An 18,385-nucleotide genomic window follows, 5' to 3' on the forward strand; every position below is an offset into this window, starting at 1 on the left:
TCATTAGATCAGGTAGTAAACATTGGGCCCAGTGCCCAGCTCGATCTTTCGGCGCAAGCTGTAATGGCCGGAGAGAATCTTGCGCACTTCGGACTGAGGATCCGTCACGTCGCCGAAGATCAAAGCCTTCACTGGACACGCTTCCACACACGCCGGCGGAAGCCCTTCATCGATGCGCTCGTAGCAGAAGGTGCATTTTTCCACCACGCCTTTACGCCGGGTCGGGTACGTCATGTTGATGTCTTCGGTCTTGAGATAAGGTCGCGGATCTCCCCAGTTAAAGCTTCGAGCGCCGTAGGGGCAACCCGCCATGCAGTAACGGCACCCGATGCAACGGTGAAAGTCCATCATGACAATGCCGTCTTGGGAGCGTTTGAACGTGGCCTTGGTGGGACACACGCGCACGCAGGGCGGATTGGTGCAGTGGTTGCACAGCAGCATAAAGGGGCTTTCCTTGACCTTTTCCGGAGCGTATTCGTGAGCCTGGTCCGGAAAGGCGTGCTTGTATTCTTCCAGCCAGATCCATTTGATTTCCCGTTTCGGGTCGGGAATGTCGGGAACATTGTGGGTCTTGTGACACGCGAGAATACAGTCCTTACACTGGCGTTTTTCCTGCTGTTCCCAGCACTTCTTCATGTCCACGATCATGGCCCACTGAGCCCCCTTGAGGGCCTTGGGGTCGGGTTTGTATCGAGGCCCTTGTTCTTGGGCGAGCGCCTGAAAGACAGGCAGAGCACTCAGCCCCAGGACGGATATTCCGCCTATCTTCAGGAATTCACGGCGATCTCTTTCCATCACATGTTCTCCTTAGGCTCGATGTGGCACTGCCAGCAATAAGGCTTGACCCCGGCATAGTTGTGGCACTGGTCGCAGAACTTGACCTTGCTGGAATGGCATTTCATGCAGGAGTTCTGTAGACTCATGAAATGCTCTTTGCCGTCGGGTCCCACCCAGAGTCTGTTGGCGTCACGAACCACCAGATCCCGCCACTGGTTGAGTAGTACCATGTGTTCCGTCTTCATAAAGGCCGTGTCCATGACACAGACTTTTTCGGTCTTGGGCAGCTCGGGTTTGGGCGCAGGGGCCGCCTTCCCCAAGTTGGACCACAGGGGGAAGGTGAACAGCACCACGAAAATGAGAATTCCCGGAATGATCTTTTTTGCGTCATACATCTTCAGCCTCCTCCTCTTCTTCCATCCCCGGCAGGGGTTCATAACGGAGGTCGGTGGTTCTCTTCTTTTCGCCCTTCATGACCAAGGCGTTCCCGACGAGTTCATGAAGCCCGGTCACATCCACGCCGGGCACCCAATATTTCATAAGTGGGGGTAAGACCGCACGGTCAATGGCGCAGATGCAGGCCAACATGTTGACACCGTATTTTTCATGAACATAGCGGACGGCGTTGGCTCGAGGCAATCCACCGCGCATGCGCATTTCCATGAACTCGTCGGTGTTCAGGCCGGATCCCGAGCCGCAACAGAAGGTTTTTTCCCGAATGGTGTTTTCCGGCATCTCGTAGAAATGATTGCACACGGCCTTGAGCACATATCGGGGTTCTTCAAAAAATCCCATGCCGCGAGCGGTGTTGCAGGAATCGTGAAATGTGACGATTTTGTTGTCATTTCGGCTGGGATCCAGATTGAGTTTGCCGTGGCGGATGAGGTCCGCCGTAAATTCGGCGATGTGGACCATCTTGGTGCTCCTGGCGTTTTCAAAGACGGTCCCGGTGATGGGGGACTTGGGCACTTCCAGAAAGTCCGCAGGCCCGTTCATGGTGTCCATGTACTGGTTGATGACGCGCCACATGTGGCCGCATTCGCCGCCCAAAAGCCATTTTACCTTGAGGCGTTTGGCTTCGGCGTACATCTTGGCGTTCAAGCGCTTCATCATTTCATGAGACGTGAAGAGGCCGAAGTTGCCGCCTTCCGAAGCGTAGGTGCTCCAGGTGTAGTCCAGCCCGATTTCATGGAACAGCATCATGTAGCCCATCAGGGTATACGTGCCGGGGTCGGCAAAGACGTCCCCCGAGGGCGTGATGAAAAGTACCTCAGCGCCCTTGCGGTTAAAGGTGGGCTCCACGCGCACGCCCGTGACCGCTTCGATCTCGTCCACGAAGAACATGATCATGTCTTTAAAGGCGTGAGGCTGAATGCCTAAGTGGTTGCCGTTCAGGTAACAGTTGGCCACAGGGCCCATGATCCAGTCGATGCCGCAGCCCAGTTCATTGAGGAGCTCACGGCCCATCATGGTGATCTCCGCCGTGTCGATGCCGTAGGGACAAAACACAGAGCAGCGCCGGCATTCGGTGCACTGATAATAGTAATAAAACCATTCTTTGATGATCTGTTCCGTCAAGGCTCGGGCCCCGGCGTATTTTTTCAAAACCTTTCCGCTGCCGGTAAAATAATAGCGGTAAATGGAGCGAATGAGCTCCGCGCGCAGCACCGGCATATTCTTGGGATCCCCGGACCCGATGAAGTAATGGCACTTGTCGGCACAGGCACCACATCGGACGCAAATGTCCATGAAGAGCTTAAAGGAGCGGAATTTGTCCAGGCGGTCCTTCATGCCCTTCAGGGTGATGTCTTTCCAGTCGTCGGGCAACTTCCAGTCTTCATCCGTGGGGTTCCATTCGCGGGGGTTGGGCAGGCCCACCACTTCAAGGTTCTTGGCCTTGGCAGCGTAACAAAACGTGCCGGGCCGAAACTCCGGGAACGTCTCGGTCCACGGCCTCTGCGGCGGCCGATGGTCCACCTTGCCAAGTTCGCTGGGTTTCGGGACGGTAGCCATGTTTACTCCTTCTTTTCCACTGGAAGACCAGCTTCAATCATCTTTTCCCTGAACTCATCTTCATATTCTTCATAGGTGTGCACCTTGACCGGGTAATTCCACGGGTTGATATGGCGCATCATGCGGCTGTTGTTGGGAAGGTTCCTTGTGGGGCTGAGAAAGACTCCCGCCATGTGCACCAGTTTGCTGAAGGGGAAGTAGGCAAAAAGCATACTGACCAAGAAAAGATGGATGTAGAAAATAACGCCGATTCCTTCGGGTACAACCGGATGAAAGGTGGCCAGCCCCATGGTCAGTTTCTTGACCCCGACGATGTCGACTTTGTAGATGTAACGCATCAAAACGCCCGTCGCGGCGATGGCAAAGATGAGAAACAAGGGGAAGTAATCGGAGGGCAAGGAGATGTATTTAAGCTGCGGAATGGTGACGCGGCGCAGGAAAAGGTAAGCCACACCGGCCAGTAGCGCGAGTCCGGAAATGTAGAGCCGAGGCAGCCCCACTTCCAGAAAACCGTCCACGCCTTCCAAAAGTGTCACCAGGGGCGTCACGGGCTCCGTAAAGAACCGCAGATGCCTCAAAAAGACCACCAAAAAGGAGTAGTGAAAGACGATAGCGCCCAGCCACAGCCATTTGGCTGAAGCGTAGCGAATCTTAGGCCCGTCGTAGAATTCCAGGCGGGTGTTGCGAAACAGGGATCGGAACAGCAGGACTTCAAGGATCATGCGCAAGACCACACCCTTGGTGTCTGTTGGATTGTCCAGGGGGTCGGCCTTGATCCAAGGAAAGCTCTTCTGCTGTCCACAGGTGGTCGGAATGCGAAAAGGGACCGGAGACCGGGCCCACCGCACCACGCGCGCCACAATCCCCACAAAAAACAGAGCAACGGCCACATAAGGGATGATGACCCCAAAGAGCGACGTCATTCCGGCCGTCACGCCGATCAGGGGAAGGCACACGAGGATCCCGACGGCGACAAGGGAAAAAACCATGGCTTGTGATGCGTTCATAACCACCCCACCTCGTTTTGGTTAATAAAATGGTTAGGATTCCTCCGGGGAGCCGTCTTCCTTACGGCGACTCTCCCATATGGCATTGGCCCGTTCCAAAAGCCGTCCGGTCCGGTTCTTGATCTCATCCACCCGCAGCTGATAGAGTTTTTCACGGCATTCCATGTAAATGTTAAAGGCCATGAGGGCTGCTCGATCCACCGTGCGCTCGAAGCCGACCAGGTCGGCTGCATACTGGGCCGTGAGGCCGTCCTTGTCCGTTTGGGACCGCACCACGTCTTTTAAGGCAAACATGAAAGCCACCGCCTGAGCCGGGGTGAAGTCCTGGACGGCACGCACGCGCACGATGCGGTCCAAAAAAGGCAGCACCTCGTCTGAAGGCAAGCCTCCAAGAATCTGCATAAAAATCCCCTCAATTCCTTCAAGAATGGAGCTTCCCACAGGATTGGTAAAGGGATCTCTTTCTTTTTTCAAAAACCTGGCGGTTTCTTCCGGATACGTTTCCACCACGGCCTGAAACCACTCTTTGAGGATGGCCTTTTGATTCCGCTGCAGGTACTGGTCAAAGCTCATGGCGCCACCGTCTGTGCTCAAGGCTGGTTTGGCCGAAACAAACCCCACCCCCTCAACGGGCGACTCCAAGGCCGCTTCGGCACTCATCTTGTGAAGTATCTCACTTTAAAAAAAAACACAAGAGCGTGTCAAGCTTTGGAAAAGCCCCGGCCCCCGATCACTAGGGGAACCTGAAGGCTTCCTTTCCATATCCTTGTGCGGCAAGCACCAACGAGCTTGTCCGAGAACTCAATTTTGACAATTGGCGCCCTTGCAATTTCAATAAGTTGCAAGGCTCCATTGGCACGAAATCAGCATTGGCAGACATGCTCCTACGAGCGTGTCCGCGAGAGGCTTTTCGAGGCCGTTTTCGTTTCATTCTCTCGGAGGGCCGCAAGGCGCGATCAGGCATGGCGGCTCGCGCCGCTCCGACGGAGAGTGTTCTTGGACATGCTCCTCTGGAGGTGTTGGCTCCGGCATCGTCATGGCGAATAAAGAGAAGAGCGCTGCGCTCATTTTCCGCCAAACACGGCTTTTCGCCCGTTCTCTGCAGATCGCAAGATGCGGGAACCTTTAGCGGGCAGCGAAAAGGCCCCGCCCCTTTGAAAAACCTGTGTTCCCTTTCAACGCAGGACTCGCGGATTATAGGAACCGGGGTCTATAAGGGTCAAGGATTTTCCGGCGTTTTGTGAAAAAAGGCGCGACATCATCTGGCCCTCATAAAGGCCGCTGTGTTCGTTATCGGAATAAGGCCCCCAGAGCGCGCTCAAAGAGCTCCACAGCGCAGTCCACCTCGTCGGCCGTCACGGTCAAAGCCGGGCAAAAGCGCACGGTGTTTTCGCCGCATCCCAAAAGCAACAACCCCCTTTGAAAGGCTTCCTGAATCAGGCGGTTCCGCCACTCGACGGCCCTTTCCTTGGTGTGGCGGTCCTTGACCAGTTCCACGCCCACCATGAGTCCCAAGCCGCGCACATCGCCCAGACATTCCCATTCCTGTTGCAGTCGGCGCAGACCCTCCAGAAGCCGACGGCCCATGAGGGCGGCATTGTCCATGAGATGGGATTCCACCAGGGCCAGCGTCTCCAAAGCCGCCTGGCACGCCAAGGGGTTTCCGCCGAAGGTGGAAGCATGGGAGCCGGCCTCCCAGGTCATGATGCTCGTTGGGGCCATCATGGCTCCCAAAGGAAGCCCGGAGGCGATCCCCTTGGCCAAAGCGAAGATGTCCGGCACCACGCCGAAATGCTCCATAGCGAACATCTTGCCCGTGCGACCGATGCCCGTCTGGACTTCATCGGCCACGTACAAAATGCCGTATCTGTGGGCGATGGCGTGCAATCGCCGGTGAAATTCCGGCGGGGGCACAATGTAGCCCCCTTCGCCTTGAATGGGTTCCACAAAGAAGGCAGCCACCTCCTCCGGAGGCATGGTGGTGCGAAACAGAGTGTCTTCCACCCAGCGCACGCACTCCAGATCGCAGGACGGATAGACGAGGTTGTACGGGCATCGGTAGCAGTAAGGGTAAGGAATGTGCGTGATCCCTGGAACGAAGGGATGGTAATGGCGCTTTTGAATGGTTTTGCTGGCCGTCAGGGACAAAGCTCCCATGGTGCGTCCGTGAAAAGCGCCGAAAAAGGCGATGTTCAATTCCCGACGCGTGTGCCACCGGGCCAGCTTAAAGGCCGCTTCCACGGCTTCGGCGCCCGAATTGCCGAAATACACCTTGAAGGGGTCTTCCTGGGGCAAAAGCGAAGAAAGTTTTTCCGCCAGCCGAATTTGGGGAGTGTAATAAAAATCCGTTCCCGACATGTGCAGCAGCCGCTGCGCCTGCTCTTGCACAGCGCGGACCACTTGCGGATGACAGTGGCCAGTGGCGCACACGGCAATCCCCGACGTAAAATCCAAAAACCGATTGCCGTCCACATCCTCCACCCAAACCCCTTGACCCCGTTCGGCCACAAGGGGGTAGATGCGCGTATAGGACGGAGACACATACAGATGGTCCTTAGCGATAAGGGCTTGGGCTTTGGGCCCGGGAAGGGGCCCGCAAATCGTGGGGCGTCGCATGCCGCACCTCCTGCCTTGGGTTTTCTTGGCTCTATACCCTCGGGTGCCGCCCTTGGGCAAGGGATCGGTTGACAAGCGGCCCTCAGATTCTGTAAAAGTGACCACCTGGTCATTATTGCGCAGAAGGTGTTGCCCAAGGGGGTGGGCGATGGGTATGGATCGTTTCATGAGGCTCCAGGCGCCGAAGCGGGAAAGGATCGTGGAGGCTGCGGTTGAGGAATTTTCCCGCCATGGCTTTCGCCAGGCGAGCCTTAACCGACTGGCCGAATCCCTCGGTATCTCAAAGGGATCCTTGTTTCAGTACTTCGGCAACAAGGAAGGTCTTTTTCTTTTCATCTTTGACCATGCGGTGGATTTAGTGCGCCAGAGGCTGGCTCAGGTGAAGCAGCACACGGCGGAAAAGGATTTCTTTGAAAAGATCCGTCAAAGCCTGCTGGCCGGCGTTGACTTCATTCAGAGGCATCCTCGGGTCTACCGCATTTATCTCAAGATGCTGTTTCAGGAAGATTTTCCGCTGCGGGATACGCTCTTGCAGCGCGTACGCTTCTTTTCTGCCGAATATTTGCGCCCGATCGTCCTTCGGGGCATGGCTCGAGGCGAGCTGCGTTCGGATGTGGACCCGGATTGTGTGGTGTTTTTTTTGGATGCCGTCATGGATCGGTTTCTGCAGGCCCATTGCGTGTCTTTTTTAGACGGCGGCACAGGCTTGTACGAAGGGGCTCGAGACGTGACGGAGCGGGTCATTGACGACTTCATCAAGGTGTTGCACGGCGGATTGGCGGGGGATGGTGTGACTTCGCACGCAGAGGGGACCGCACATGCTTCCCATATCGGTGTACCGGCATTTGGGTCTTGAAGATGTCGTGCACAAGGTGATGGACAGGCGGCGCTTGAGCCTGGAAGACGGGCTTCGGCTCTTTCAATGTCCGGATTTGGTGGCCGTCGGGGCTTTGGCCCATGAGGTGCGCCGCCGTTTGCACGGGCTAAGCACTTACTACGTTATCAACCAGCACATCAACTACTCCAACATCTGCGTGAACGGGTGCCTGTTTTGTGCCTTTCGGCGTCGAAAGGGTGAACCCGGCGCCTTTGAACTCACGGTGTCGGACGTGGCGGCCAAGGTGCGGGAGCGGCTTTCGGATGGCGTCACGGAGGTGCACATTGTCGGGGGGTGTCATCCGGAACTGCGACTGGAAACCGTTGAAGCGATGGTTCGGGCCGTTCGGCGGGTTCGGCCGATGGTGCACATCAAAGCCTTTACGGCGGTGGAAATCGCCCATTTTGCGCGCCTGGAAGGCCTTTCCATTCGAGATGTGCTTGTGCGGCTCAAGGCGGCGGGTGTGGAAATGCTCCCCGGCGGAGGTGCCGAAGTGTTCAGCCCTCGTGTGCGTGCCCTTTTGTGCCCTCAAAAGCTGAGTGGTGAAGGGTGGCTGCAGGTGATGCGGGAGGCGCATCGGCTGGGGATCAAGAGCAATGCCACCATGCTTTTTGGGCATAAGGAAACCTTGGAAGAACGGCTGGAGCATTTGGATGCGCTGCGCCGGCTTCAGGATGAGACACAGGGCTTTGTGTGTTTCATCCCTCTGCCCTTTCAGCCAAAGCACACGGAGGTGCCGGGCGCTCTGGGCCCCACGGGTGTGGATGAACTAAAAACCATCGCTGTTTCCCGCCTCATGCTGGATAACATTCCGCACATCAAAGCCTATTGGGTCATGCTTGGCGTGAAGCAGGCGCAGGTGGCCCTTTATTTCGGCGCGGACGACCTGGATGGGACGGTGATAGAAGAAAAAATCGGGCACATGGCCGGGGCCGAATCCGAAGCGTGCCTCACCAGGCAGACCCTGGAACACCTCATTCAGCAGGCGGGTTTTGAGCCCGTGGAGCGCAATTGCTTTTTCGAGCATGCCGCGGCGTCGGCTGTGCCATGAGGTTTTGTGGGGCGGTTTCCAAGACGGGCATGAACCTTTTTTAAAAAATGGGCATGGAAGCAATGGGAGGCATTCCCAAGGTTCGGTCGGCGCATGCGGAATGGCTGGAGGCCGTGGCGGAAGGGGGCCGGCGTCTCAGTTGGCATGAAGCCCGAGAGCTTTACCTTCATGCGGACTTTCATTGGCTGGGTTATGCGGCCCATCGTGTGCGCCTCAGAAAGCACCCGGAAAATGTAGTCACCTACGTGGTGGATCGAAACATCAATTATTCCAACATCTGTGTGTGCGGTTGTCGATTTTGCGCCTTTTTTCGTCATCCTGGCCATCCGGAAGGCTATGTTTTGGAGAGAGAGACCCTTGCTCGCAAAATCGAAGAAACCCTGGCCATGGGCGGCACGCAGATCCTCCTTCAAGGAGGGCACCATCCGGATCTTCCTTTGAGTTTTTACGAAAACATGCTGCGGTTCATCAAGGACCGTTATCCCGTGCACGTGCATGCCTTTTCCCCGCCGGAAATCGTCTTTTTCGCCCGCCGGGAAGGTCTGGATGTGGCCACGGTCATTGCCCGGCTGAAAAACGCCGGACTGGATTCCATACCCGGCGGAGGGGCGGAAATCCTTGTGGACGCGGTGCGCCGCAAAGTTTCCCCCAACAAGTGTTCCGTCCAAGAATGGCTGGGGGTCATGGAAGAGGCCCATCGGCAGGGACTGCGTACTACGGCGACCATGATGTTCGGGCATGAGGAATCGTTGGAGGATCGGCTGAGCCATCTTTTTGCGCTGCGGAATGTGCAAGATCGAACGGGAGGCTTTACGGCCTTCATTCCATGGACGTTTCAGCCGGGAAAGACGCCCATGGCCAGGCCGCCGGAAACGGCGGTGGCGTACCTACGCCTTTTGGCCTTGTCACGCCTTGTCCTGGACAATTTTGACAATCTGCAAGCCTCCTGGGTCACCATGGGCCCCAAGGTGGCGCAGGCGGCTCTCTTTTTCGGCGCCAACGATTTCGGGTCCACCATGATCGAAGAAAACGTCGTGGCCGCCGCAGGGGTTCATTACCGTCTCTCTGTAGAAGAGATCCGCCGCCTCATTGAGGACGCCGGCTTTGTGCCTAAGCAGCGGACCATGGCCTATGAGTGGATTGAAGCCACCTGAAAAGGACGGCCTCGAGGGCGTGCACATCCATCGAGCGCCCTGGATATTTTCCGGCATCGGCCCGGCCGTGGCTGACGGTGCTGTGGTGGTGGCCAACGGCCGAATCCTGGCATCCGGTCCGTTTCGACACCTAAAAACTTTTTACGGCGGCGCTTCCGTGCGGGTCTGGGATCATGAAGGTGCGGCGCTGGTTCCCGGAGCCGTGAATGCGCACACCCATCTGGATTTCAGCCTTCTTTGCCCGCCCAAGCCTTTAAAGCCTCCGGGTTTTTTCCGGTGGGTGTCGGGAATGTTTGAGGCCAAAAAACAGCTGACGCCTTCGCGGCGAAGGGAGGCTCAGGACGTCGGGCGTGCCCACGCTTGGCAAGCGGGCACCCTGTGCCTGGCCAATGTGATCAATCCGCCGCTGGATCGTGATTTGAAGGTGTCCGGCCTTCCCCACGAGTACCAATTCGTGGAGCTTCTGGGATTTCACTGTCGGCATCTTCAAGAGGTCTTTTCCGGTGAGGAGGTAGCCCACACAGCTTTCGTTTCCCTGGCGGCCCATTCTCTTTACGCCACGTCCTGGAACCTCGTGGTGCAGGCGAAAGCTTGGTGCCGATCGCGCGGGTTGCCCTTTTCCATTCATGTGGCCGAACACCTACCGGAGGTCCACTTCGTGCGCCACGGCACCGGAGCGTGTCGGCTTCTTTTGGAGTCCTTGGGCCGATGGGATGCCACTTGGCGTCCCCTGGGGGCGTCTTCCGTGAGGACCTTGCAGCTTTTGGGGGTTCTGGATTCGCGAACCCTCATGGTCCACATGGTCCATGTGAACGACGAGGACTGGGACCGGGTGGCTCGAAGCGGTGCGGCCGTGTGTTTTTGTCCCCGGAGCAATCTGTGGATTCAAGGGCGGATGCCCAACATCGAAGCAGCCCTGAAGCGGGGCATTCCCTGTGGGTTGGGGACGGACAGCCGGGCCAGCAATGAAGACCTCAATCTCTTTCGAGAAGCCGCCACCGTTCTGGAAGCCGAGCCCAGCATCGACCCGGCAGCGGTCTTGCGCATGGCCACGTTGGGGGGTGCCCGCGCCCTTGGCCTGGCATCATCCATTGGTCATCTGGGTCCTGGAGCAAGCACGCCTTTCTTGGCGGTTTCAATTGGCGGCTCCTTTTCCGTGGAAAGCGATCTGGCGGAAGCGATCATTCATCAAGCAGCCCAGGAGCGATTGGCATGGGTCGGCACAGGGACGGCAGACTGAAGCTCGGAAAAATCGACTACTTGAATGTTTGGCCGGTGTATTACGCCATGGAACACGGGCATACGCCCAATCCGTGCCACATTGCGGCCCGTACGCCCTCCGAACTGAACGCCATGGTGTGTCGCGGGGAATTGGATCTCAGCGCGGTTTCTTCGGTCACCTATGCCCGGTATCCGGACTTGTTCAAAATCATTCCTGGCTTGGCGATTGCCTGCGACGGGCCGGTGCGCAGTGTGTTGCTTTTGAGCCAAAAACCTTTGGAGTTTCTGGACGGCGAAGATATTCTTTTGACGCGTCATTCCGACACGTCGGTGGTCTTGCTGAAAATCCTGGTGGAGAAATTCTGGGGATTGCTCAACGTGCGCTATCACCGCGGAGCGCTTTCGCACGCCCTGTCCAACGGATCGTCCCCCACAGCTTTTTTGGCCATCGGCGATGAAGCCTTGCTCTGGAGCCGGCACGCCCCTTATCCGTATCGTTATGATTTGGCGGAAGTGTGGCATGGCTGGACGGGACTGCCCTTTGTGTTCGCCTTGTGGGTTGTGCGCCGGGACGTGGCGGCTCGAGCGCCGGAGCTGGTCCGGGAGGCGGCGCGGTGCCTGTGGGAATCCAAGTCCTGGGGGCTTCAACATTTGGACCTTTTGTGTCGCGAAGGCGCCCGTTCGGGCTTTTTGGATCCCGTGGCCTTGCGGTGTTACTACGACACCTTCATTTTTGACCTTCATGAAAAGGCCGTGCAAGGCCTACAGCTTTTCTACGGGCTCATGGCCGACATGGGCGATATTCGAGCCTGTCCCTCTTTGGATTTTTGGACTCCAGAGGATTCGAAAGGGATTGGCGTGGACAGAGCACAAGGTGGCGAAGGAGACGACAAAGGATGGGCGGCAAGACTTTGAGGTTACGGCGCTTTTTTGCCCGAGGCGACGGACGCCTGGTGCTCTTTCCCTTGGACCATGGCGTCAGCTGTGGTCCCATACGTGGTCTGGAGGACATGGCAGCCGTCATGCGATACGGCATCCACTCGGGGGCGGACGGACTGGTGCTGCACAAGGGCATGATGGCTTACTTGAAACGTCTCTCTGGGCGTCTTCCAGGGATCTTCATGCATCTTTCGGCCAGCACACAGATCGGTCCCGCCTTTCAGCACAAGGTTCTGGTCGGGTCCGTGGAAGAGGCCATTCGCCGAGGAGCCGATGGCATCTCCGTCCATGTGAATTTGGGAGACGACAGTGAACCGCAGATGCTCAAAGATCTCGGGCTTGTGGGGGAAGCCTGCGCACGATGGAATCTGCCTCTTCTCATCATGATCTACGTGCGCGGTGCGCATGCTCCCAAGCCGGTGACCGATGACGCGATAGCTCATGCGGCGCGAGTGGCTGCCGAATTGGGCGCGGACATTATCAAGATTCCGGCTCCACAGCACGTGGAGAGTATGGAACGGATCGCGGTCGGTGTTCCTGTGCCGGTGGTCATGGCCGGTGGCCACAAGGAAGCGGATGAACGGGCTTTCTTAGGGAAAATTCAGCAGGCACTTCAGGCCGGCTTTGCCGGTGTCGCCGTGGGGCGAAACGTTTTTCAGCATCCAAATCCTGAACGCTTTCTGTCGGCCATTGTGTCTTTGGTTCATGAAGGACGAACAGTGGAGGAGGTCCGAAGCCCGTGAACACCCTTCCGGTCATCGTGGCGGTGACGGGGGCCAGCGGAGCGCCCTATGCTCAGCGGCTTCTTCAATGCTTGGCCGATGAGGGTGTTCCGGCCCACGTGGTGGCTTCTGCCGCCGGGCGGCTTGTGTACCGTCTGGAGACGGGAAGAAACCTTAAGGAAGACCTTCCGAATGGAATACCTCTTTACGGTGAAGAGGAGTTCAGCGCACCCATTGCCAGCGGTTCCTTTCGCACGCGAGGCATGGTCGTGGTGCCCTGCACCATGGGAACCCTGGCTGCCATCGCCAACGGGCTGGCCAACAACCTGATTCATCGAGCCGCGGACGTGTGCCTCAAGGAACGCCGGCCGCTCATCGTGGTGCCTCGAGAAACCCCGCTCAGCCTCGTGCACCTGAAAAACATGGTGGCGCTCACCGAAGCCGGGGGCCTCGTGCTGCCTCCGGCACCGGGTTTTTACCACCAGCCTCGTCGTGTGGAAGACCTGGTGGATTTCATCGTGGGGCGCATTCTGGATCACCTGGACCTGCCCCAGCAGCTCGTCCCTTCCTGGCAGGGTCTTTCGACGTAAGACCGCCTGGATTGCAAGCGGTCTTGCTTGCATCGCCCTGTGTAGGGTCTCTAGTGCTTAAAGGCCCTTTGGCCCGTGAACACCATGGTGGCTCCCGCTTCGTTGCAGGCTTCGATGACTTCCCAGTCCCTCAGAGACCCTCCGGGCTGCACCACGGCGGTGACCCCTTGACGAAGTCCCACGTCCACGCCGTCTCGAAACGGGAAAAAGGCGTCGGAAACCATGGTGGATCCCACAAGGCCGGCCTTGGCTTCGCGCACCGCTGCGTCGATTTCTTCCCGATCCTTTCGAGGGCGTTGTCCTGTTGCCACGGCGCGCTCCAACTCCTTGTAGGAGATACCATATTTTTCAAAGCAGAGCGCATCCCCGTAGTTGCGGTACGCCTTGTAGACGGCCAGTTCAGCCACTCCAACCCTGTCCTGTTCCCCGGTACCAATGGCCACGGTGCACAAGTCCTTGACGTAAAGGACGGAATTGGATGTCACGCCTTGTTCCACATACCAACCGAACAGAAGATCCTGCATTTCCTTTTCGGTGGGCAACCTGTGAATGCGGTAGGTTTTGCCTTCGTGAACGGCTTCCGCGGGTTTGAGATCCTGCGGGCCTTTGACGGCGCATAGCTGGGATTGTTGCACAATGAGGCCGCCGTCCATTAGGGACTTGAAATCCACGAAACGCAGATACCGATATTCTTTCAAGCGATCCATGCGCCGTACCTGAACGATGCGCAGGTTCGCCCGTTTCTTGACGATTTCCAAGGTTCCTTCCTCAAAATCGGGGGCTGCCAACACTTCAAGGTAATTCTGTGCCGCCAGTTCGGCCGTATCCTTGTCCAAAGGTCGATTCAGCACCAGACAGCCTCCAAAAGCGGCAATACGGTCCGCGCGGTTGGCCCGCTCATAGGCTTCCGCCAGAGTCTGTCCGTGCGCGACGCCGCAGGGGTTGTTGTGTTTGAGAATGACCGCGCACGGGCGGTCCATGAGATATTTCATGATGTTCAACCCATTGTCCAGGTCCGTCAGGTTGATCTTTCCCGGGTGTTTCCCCGCCTGCACCATATCCTCCTCGGTGATGGCGCTCACAAGGCCGCGTCCCGGTTCGATGAATCGACAGTCCCCAAGGGTCAGGTTTCCGGCAATGAGTTCGTAAAGGGCGGCTTCCTGCCCCGGGTTTTCGCCGTAGCGAAGGCCTTTTTCGATGAGTTCACCTGTTTTTTCGTCGGGAAATTTCCATGTTCGCTTGCGATAGACGAGTTCTTGATGACCAAAGCGGATGGAGAGCTCTTCCGGGAAATGATCGTCCATTACTGTGCGGTACATTTTCTTAAGATCCTGCGTCATACGTTTTCTCCTTTTGAAACTAGTGAAAGTCGTGTCGGTTTTAAAGCTCACCGGGCGGCAAGGGCGGGAGGGCTTGTGGTTGAAGGTCTTTGCGGTTCAAGAGCACCCGAGACTGGGAAGGGCCTCGGAGTTGCAGGGTTGAGCCAAGGTAGCGCAGGACTTCCAGATCTTGCGCATTCAGCTGGTCCAGCGCAGCAAAGACCTCGGAAATGTTAAAAAAGACGATGAGGTTGTGGGGTTGGAGAAGATTGATGTCGTCAATGAGGCGGTTATGCTGGGTATCGTACACATGCACGATGCTTTCCATAAATTTCAGAAGGCGTCCGAGGCCCGAGCTGCGCCCGTCGCTTCGGGGTTGGTCGGCGCGGGGCGGCAGTGCGATGCCACGGCGGGCGAAGTATTCCCGAATCACGCTGTAGTGAATTTTCCATACATTTTCACCCGGGCGAACCAAGCGGACGCCGTAATAAATGGTGCGTTGAGAAGGTGTTCCGCTAAGGCCGGAGGGCATGGGCTTGGGAACGTAGCCTCCAAGGGCGATGTCTTCGGTTCCGCGGGCTTGAGGGGCCCCGGGTGCATGCGGCGTTTGTGAGGCTTGAGCGCCGAGACGCCGTTGGATCTCTTCCACCGTCCATTGTCGGCCGTGTGCGCTGAAGGGTTCTTGGGCCTGCACCACATGATCCACACTGGTCTTGAGGCCAAAGGCTTCCTTGCGCTCGTGCTGCGACGCCTGTGGGGAAACTTCCGGATAAGTGGATGGAGCGGCTTCCAAGGAGGTTGGCGCCGGCGGCACCGCCTCGACAACGGGTACGGGCTTGCGCACCTGTTCGACACCCATCGAGACGGCTCCTTGGGTGAGTTCGCCGAGCCTTTGCGCCGAAGGTGAAAAGGTCTTCAAGGAAAGCCGACCCATGTTCACCAGCACGTAGATCGTACCGGCAGTGAGGACACACAGCACGATGAGCAGAATCCACAGGAATTTCTTATTTTCGGCATTGCGCTCAGGACTTTTGTAAGGGCTTGACCCCATCGTCTCCTCCACAAGCCGCGCAACCCTGTTTGACGAGGATGCCGGGCTGTGCTAGACGAGGAGAGGAAAGACGGACAAAGGAAGAAAGCCGCAGCACCCACAAATCCCTAAAGATATACGACTTATAAAACTTACACTTTGTGGAGGGACATGGCAATGGAACTTTTTGAACCAGCAGCACGGGCGACCCTGGTGGGCAGCCTGCCGCACACGGACCCCGAACGGGCTGTGCGAGTGGTTTTGGAAACCATGACGGAGATTCCCGTCTGGCCTCAGTTAACCAAGTATGCCGCCGAGCAGATGATGGTCCAGTATCTGGAGGGCCTTCCGGGTGTGCGTCGGAAGGAGGCCCGATTGTGGGTGGACACGGATGATTCGGACCAAGAGATCTTGGCCTTTTATGAGGACTATTTGGAAGTGGAAACAAAGCCGTCTCTCCTGGACTCATCCCGGTTTGTCATGGGGAAGGCGACGGGGCGGACCTTTCGACTCTTCTTGGACCGTCTGGCCCAAAAACTCGACGGCGTCAAGGCCGTCAAGGGACAGATCGTCGGTCCTTTTACGCTTTTGAGTGGCCTGACGGACCAGCATCGGCGCGCCCTGCTCTTTGACGACCGCTTTCGGGACATTGTGGTCAAGCATTTGGCCATGAAGGCTCTGTGGCAGGTGCATCATTTGCGTCGATACGGTAGACCTGTAATCCTTTTCCTGGATGAACCGGGGCTGGCGGGTTTTGGCACCTCGGCCTTCATTACCGTCTCGGCGAACGACGTCAAGGCCTTGATCACGCAGGTTGCCGAGCCTTTGAAACAGGCCGGGGCGTTGGTGGGCGTTCATGTGTGCGCCAACACCGATTGGGGACTCATGTTTGAGTGCCCACTGGACATCATCAATCTGGATGCCTATCAATTTTTCGACCGTTTCGCCCTCTATCGAAAACAATGTCTTGAATTCCTGCAGCGGGGCGGCATCGTGGCCTGGGGCATGGTGCCCACTTCGGAAGAAACGCTCATCGACATGGTGTCGGCGGAATCCCTGGCTCAGCGATGGAGGGAACACGTCAAGAGCCTGTTCGGTTCTGAAATGTCGGAAGCGTCGGTGGTGCGGCGAAGCTTGGTGACGCCGAGCTGCGGGTGCGGCACGTTGAGCGAGCGGTATGCGGAGCGCGTGGCGGAGCTCACGCGGGATCTTTCAAGAATCTTGCGAAGCTTGTGAGAAAAGCCTGAGCAAAGAGATTTCCTTGCCCCAAGGGTTCGCCGTAGGAGCGCGGCGGGAAAAAAATTCGACGGCAACAGCGGCCGGGAACCCGGTTTTGCCATTGACCTTTGAGAAGGATTCCCTTATAAGGACGCGCGCTGCGAGCCTTGGAGGGGCACATCTCGCGGTTTTCCATGTCCACGCGTGACGGAAAAATTTCATGGGGAAGAAGGTTGATTCTTCGATCAGAGTCTGTTAGGAGATAAATGTCATCAAGGCATTGTCGTCGCATCTCGAAAAATTCCCGAAATTCGTGAGCTGACAACATACTTTCAGCGACCCCCTTTGCAGGGAAGGTTCTGGCCATCAAAGGCGCCGCACAAGGGCAAAGCGCATCATGACAAGGGGATGTGCCGACGCGCCCTATTCTTTTCCCTTCGTATACGGCTGAAGTGTGTTCATGCGGTGTGGTCTTCAAGAAGGATACGGGGGTTGATCTCAAAGCTGTTCATGTGAGGAAAGGAAACCAAGGATGTTTATCAGAAAGGAACGCGCTATGGATGTCGAGTACAAGAACATTGATCCGAAACTGATCGTCAATGAAATCCGTAACGGCCGCTCCCTGGAAGCGGTGCAAAAGCTCTTTGGGCTTCGTTTGAAAAGCGAGGTTCAGGATCTGTACCTCAAGGGCCTGATGGAATTGGGTGAAATTCCCCAGTTGGGTTTTGGCAAGAACCGGGCTTCGGAGCCGGCGCCGCACCGAAACGCCCGACCGGTGACACAACCCCGCGTTCGAGAGAAGCTTCAGGAACGGCCGGAACCTGAAATCATCACCAAGCCCATGGTTCGGCGACGTCCCAAACAGCCGGAAGTCCAGGCGCCGTCGGTGGTCATCAAGACCACGAACCATCGCACCATTGGTCAGAGCGGAAGCATTACGCTCAACAAAGCCCTCCTTATTGATCAACTGGGCTTTTCCGTCGGCGATTCCTTTGAGATCTATCGTGAAGATGATCGCGTCATTTTACGCAAGCTTCCGGAGCCTCTGCTCTAGATCGCGGCGACGCTGTGATGTGCCGGAGAAGGCCTTTGGCGCCGCCTGAAATCTTCGCCATAAACATGCGGCGGCTCAAGGCTTGATGCCCGGTGCGGGTTCTGATGCCGATTCCAGGTACAGCGCCTTGAGGACGTGCCAGAAGCGCCATAGGGCGGTCAGATTGGTGCCGACAGCCAAAACAAAGAGAATGACCATCAGGAAGGCGTCTTCGGCGGAGGCGCTGAAAGGCAAGCGGGAGAGCTTGTTAAAGGCCGGGTTGGCGATACCGCCGAGTCCGAGCAGGATCACGCGCTCCCCGCGCTGCAGCAGGCCGACCAGGCATTTTTGTCCGAGTCCTTCGGCGCGCGCCCGGGTATAGCTCACCATCAGGGAGCCGAAGAGAATGCAGAGCATAAGCAGGGAAAGCACGGGTTCCGAGGCGCCTTTGCGCCAGAAATAACCCCAGATGCCTAAATAGATAAAAAACTCCGAATAACGATCCAAAACGGAATCCAGAAAGGCGCCGGCGTTACGGGCTTGGCCAGTGCTGCGCGCCAGACTGCCGTCCAGAGTGTCCACCAGGCCGGCCAGGAGTACGAGAACCCCGCCCCAAAAGGGCTGCACGAGAAACGCCAGGCCTGCCGCAACGCTCAGACCAAATCCCAAAGCGGACACCTGGTTAGGCCGAAGCTTGCACCGCACAAGAATTGGAACGAGAAAGGTCTGCAGGACCTTGTAGTATTGCTTTTCGACATATGTGCCTTTGAGCATGGATGGTATCCCCTTTGTGCTTGAGAAATCGAGCCCGCACTATA

Annotated in this window: 18 protein-coding genes; 9 read left to right on the top strand and 9 right to left on the bottom strand. The window is 57.1% G+C overall.

Translation table 11 applies throughout. The features are described 5' to 3' along the window. Window positions 1–3: 3 nt before the first annotated feature. From dsrO to ACUVSA_RS01600, 6 genes are all read right to left on the bottom strand, one after another. A complete protein-coding gene (gene dsrO / locus ACUVSA_RS01575) occupies window positions 4–795 on the bottom strand; it encodes a sulfate reduction electron transfer complex DsrMKJOP subunit DsrO (RefSeq protein ID WP_445893212.1) in 792 nt (263 codons plus the stop codon). Continuing rightward, window positions 795–1,172: a sulfate reduction electron transfer complex DsrMKJOP subunit DsrJ gene (dsrJ, locus tag ACUVSA_RS01580; RefSeq protein WP_445893211.1), complete on the bottom strand. Its 378-nt coding sequence runs from the start codon at window positions 1,170–1,172 to the stop codon at window positions 795–797. Before dsrJ ends, dsrO begins: the two co-directional genes overlap by 1 nt. Then, the gene (dsrK, locus tag ACUVSA_RS01585; protein ID WP_445893540.1) at window positions 1,165–2,790 is read right to left on the bottom strand and encodes a sulfate reduction electron transfer complex DsrMKJOP subunit DsrK; all 1,626 of its coding nucleotides are present in this window, start codon (window positions 2,788–2,790) and stop codon (window positions 1,165–1,167) included. Before dsrK ends, dsrJ begins: the two co-directional genes overlap by 8 nt. Before the next feature lie 2 nt (window positions 2,791–2,792). Then, window positions 2,793–3,797, bottom strand: coding sequence for a sulfate reduction electron transfer complex DsrMKJOP subunit DsrM (gene dsrM, locus ACUVSA_RS01590; RefSeq protein WP_445893541.1), 1,005 nt, complete (start codon window positions 3,795–3,797; stop codon window positions 2,793–2,795). 33 nt (window positions 3,798–3,830) lie between these two features. Next, window positions 3,831–4,457, bottom strand: coding sequence for an RsbRD N-terminal domain-containing protein (locus ACUVSA_RS01595; RefSeq protein WP_445893208.1), 627 nt, complete (start codon window positions 4,455–4,457; stop codon window positions 3,831–3,833). Between the two features lie 630 nt (window positions 4,458–5,087). Then, window positions 5,088–6,413 carry an acetyl ornithine aminotransferase family protein gene (locus ACUVSA_RS01600; protein ID WP_445893542.1) on the bottom strand — a complete coding sequence of 442 codons (1,326 nt, stop codon included), beginning with the start codon at window positions 6,411–6,413 and terminating at the stop codon, window positions 5,088–5,090. A 154-nt stretch (window positions 6,414–6,567) separates the two neighbouring features. Here ACUVSA_RS01600 and ACUVSA_RS01605 point away from each other — a divergent pair, with 154 nt between their 5' ends. The 7 genes from ACUVSA_RS01605 (at window position 6,568) to ACUVSA_RS01635 (ending at window position 12,967) form a co-directional block, all read left to right on the top strand. Continuing rightward, window positions 6,568–7,269: a TetR/AcrR family transcriptional regulator gene (locus ACUVSA_RS01605; protein WP_445893073.1), complete on the top strand. Its 702-nt coding sequence runs from the start codon at window positions 6,568–6,570 to the stop codon at window positions 7,267–7,269. Further along, entirely contained in the window at window positions 7,232–8,341 is a 1,110-nt protein-coding gene (mqnE, locus tag ACUVSA_RS01610; RefSeq protein WP_445893074.1) for an aminofutalosine synthase MqnE, read from the top strand. The genes ACUVSA_RS01605 and mqnE overlap by 38 nt, the downstream gene beginning before the upstream one ends. 62 nt (window positions 8,342–8,403) lie before the next feature. Beyond that, a complete protein-coding gene (gene mqnC, locus ACUVSA_RS01615; protein WP_445893655.1) occupies window positions 8,404–9,495 on the top strand; it encodes a cyclic dehypoxanthinyl futalosine synthase in 1,092 nt (363 codons plus the stop codon). Window positions 9,496–9,514: 19 nt separating this feature from the next. Then, window positions 9,515–10,735 carry an amidohydrolase family protein gene (locus ACUVSA_RS01620; RefSeq protein WP_445893543.1) on the top strand — a complete coding sequence of 407 codons (1,221 nt, stop codon included), beginning with the start codon at window positions 9,515–9,517 and terminating at the stop codon, window positions 10,733–10,735. Beyond that, complete coding sequence (locus tag ACUVSA_RS01625; RefSeq protein WP_445893076.1) at window positions 10,708–11,631, top strand: menaquinone biosynthetic enzyme MqnA/MqnD family protein; 924 nt, start codon at window positions 10,708–10,710, stop codon at window positions 11,629–11,631. The genes ACUVSA_RS01620 and ACUVSA_RS01625 overlap by 28 nt, the downstream gene beginning before the upstream one ends. Continuing rightward, complete coding sequence (locus ACUVSA_RS01630) at window positions 11,613–12,398, top strand: 2-amino-3,7-dideoxy-D-threo-hept-6-ulosonate synthase (RefSeq protein WP_445893544.1); 786 nt, start codon at window positions 11,613–11,615, stop codon at window positions 12,396–12,398. The genes ACUVSA_RS01625 and ACUVSA_RS01630 overlap by 19 nt, the downstream gene beginning before the upstream one ends. After that, window positions 12,395–12,967, top strand: a complete 573-nt coding sequence (locus tag ACUVSA_RS01635) for a UbiX family flavin prenyltransferase (protein WP_445893545.1) — start codon at window positions 12,395–12,397, stop codon at window positions 12,965–12,967. Before ACUVSA_RS01630 ends, ACUVSA_RS01635 begins: the two co-directional genes overlap by 4 nt. 50 nt (window positions 12,968–13,017) lie before the next feature. On the opposite strand, the gene ACUVSA_RS01640 is transcribed toward ACUVSA_RS01635, so the two are convergent. Next, window positions 13,018–14,307 carry an IMP cyclohydrolase gene (locus tag ACUVSA_RS01640; RefSeq protein WP_445893546.1) on the bottom strand — a complete coding sequence of 430 codons (1,290 nt, stop codon included), beginning with the start codon at window positions 14,305–14,307 and terminating at the stop codon, window positions 13,018–13,020. Between the two features lie 40 nt (window positions 14,308–14,347). Further along, a complete protein-coding gene (locus ACUVSA_RS01645) occupies window positions 14,348–15,337 on the bottom strand; it encodes a hypothetical protein (RefSeq protein ID WP_445893547.1) in 990 nt (329 codons plus the stop codon). Window positions 15,338–15,487: 150 nt separating this feature from the next. Between ACUVSA_RS01645 and ACUVSA_RS01650 the strand changes: the two genes are divergently transcribed. Both ACUVSA_RS01650 and ACUVSA_RS01655 read left to right on the top strand, forming a co-directional pair. Further along, window positions 15,488–16,552, top strand: coding sequence for a hypothetical protein (locus tag ACUVSA_RS01650; protein ID WP_445893548.1), 1,065 nt, complete (start codon window positions 15,488–15,490; stop codon window positions 16,550–16,552). Between the two features lie 514 nt (window positions 16,553–17,066). Continuing rightward, window positions 17,067–17,588 (top strand): AbrB/MazE/SpoVT family DNA-binding domain-containing protein, encoded by a 522-nt coding sequence (locus ACUVSA_RS01655; RefSeq protein WP_445893082.1) that lies wholly within the window; start codon window positions 17,067–17,069, stop codon window positions 17,586–17,588. 75 nt (window positions 17,589–17,663) lie between these two features. On the opposite strand, the gene ACUVSA_RS01660 is transcribed toward ACUVSA_RS01655, so the two are convergent. Next, window positions 17,664–18,341, bottom strand: a complete 678-nt coding sequence (locus ACUVSA_RS01660; protein WP_445893083.1) for a CDP-alcohol phosphatidyltransferase family protein — start codon at window positions 18,339–18,341, stop codon at window positions 17,664–17,666. Window positions 18,342–18,385 lie beyond the last annotated feature (44 nt).

It is taken from the genome of Desulfosoma sp., assembly GCF_052743555.1.

Coding starts and splice junctions, on each gene's coding strand:
- mqnC (WP_445893655.1), top strand. CDS start 8,404: ATGGGAGGCATTCCCAAGGTTCGGTCGGCGCATGCGGAATGGCTGGAG.
- ACUVSA_RS01640 (WP_445893546.1), bottom strand. CDS start 14,307: ATGACGCAGGATCTTAAGAAAATGTACCGCACAGTAATGGACGATCAT.
- mqnE (WP_445893074.1), top strand. CDS start 7,232: ATGCTTCCCATATCGGTGTACCGGCATTTGGGTCTTGAAGATGTCGTG.
- ACUVSA_RS01655 (WP_445893082.1), top strand. CDS start 17,067: ATGTTTATCAGAAAGGAACGCGCTATGGATGTCGAGTACAAGAACATT.
- ACUVSA_RS01625 (WP_445893076.1), top strand. CDS start 10,708: ATGGGTCGGCACAGGGACGGCAGACTGAAGCTCGGAAAAATCGACTAC.
- dsrK (WP_445893540.1), bottom strand. CDS start 2,790: ATGGCTACCGTCCCGAAACCCAGCGAACTTGGCAAGGTGGACCATCGG.
- ACUVSA_RS01650 (WP_445893548.1), top strand. CDS start 15,488: ATGGCAATGGAACTTTTTGAACCAGCAGCACGGGCGACCCTGGTGGGC.
- ACUVSA_RS01630 (WP_445893544.1), top strand. CDS start 11,613: ATGGGCGGCAAGACTTTGAGGTTACGGCGCTTTTTTGCCCGAGGCGAC.
- dsrO (WP_445893212.1), bottom strand. CDS start 795: ATGGAAAGAGATCGCCGTGAATTCCTGAAGATAGGCGGAATATCCGTC.
- ACUVSA_RS01645 (WP_445893547.1), bottom strand. CDS start 15,337: ATGGGGTCAAGCCCTTACAAAAGTCCTGAGCGCAATGCCGAAAATAAG.
- dsrM (WP_445893541.1), bottom strand. CDS start 3,797: ATGAACGCATCACAAGCCATGGTTTTTTCCCTTGTCGCCGTCGGGATC.
- dsrJ (WP_445893211.1), bottom strand. CDS start 1,172: ATGTATGACGCAAAAAAGATCATTCCGGGAATTCTCATTTTCGTGGTG.
- ACUVSA_RS01660 (WP_445893083.1), bottom strand. CDS start 18,341: ATGCTCAAAGGCACATATGTCGAAAAGCAATACTACAAGGTCCTGCAG.
- ACUVSA_RS01605 (WP_445893073.1), top strand. CDS start 6,568: ATGGATCGTTTCATGAGGCTCCAGGCGCCGAAGCGGGAAAGGATCGTG.
- ACUVSA_RS01595 (WP_445893208.1), bottom strand. CDS start 4,457: ATGAGTGCCGAAGCGGCCTTGGAGTCGCCCGTTGAGGGGGTGGGGTTT.
- ACUVSA_RS01600 (WP_445893542.1), bottom strand. CDS start 6,413: ATGCGACGCCCCACGATTTGCGGGCCCCTTCCCGGGCCCAAAGCCCAA.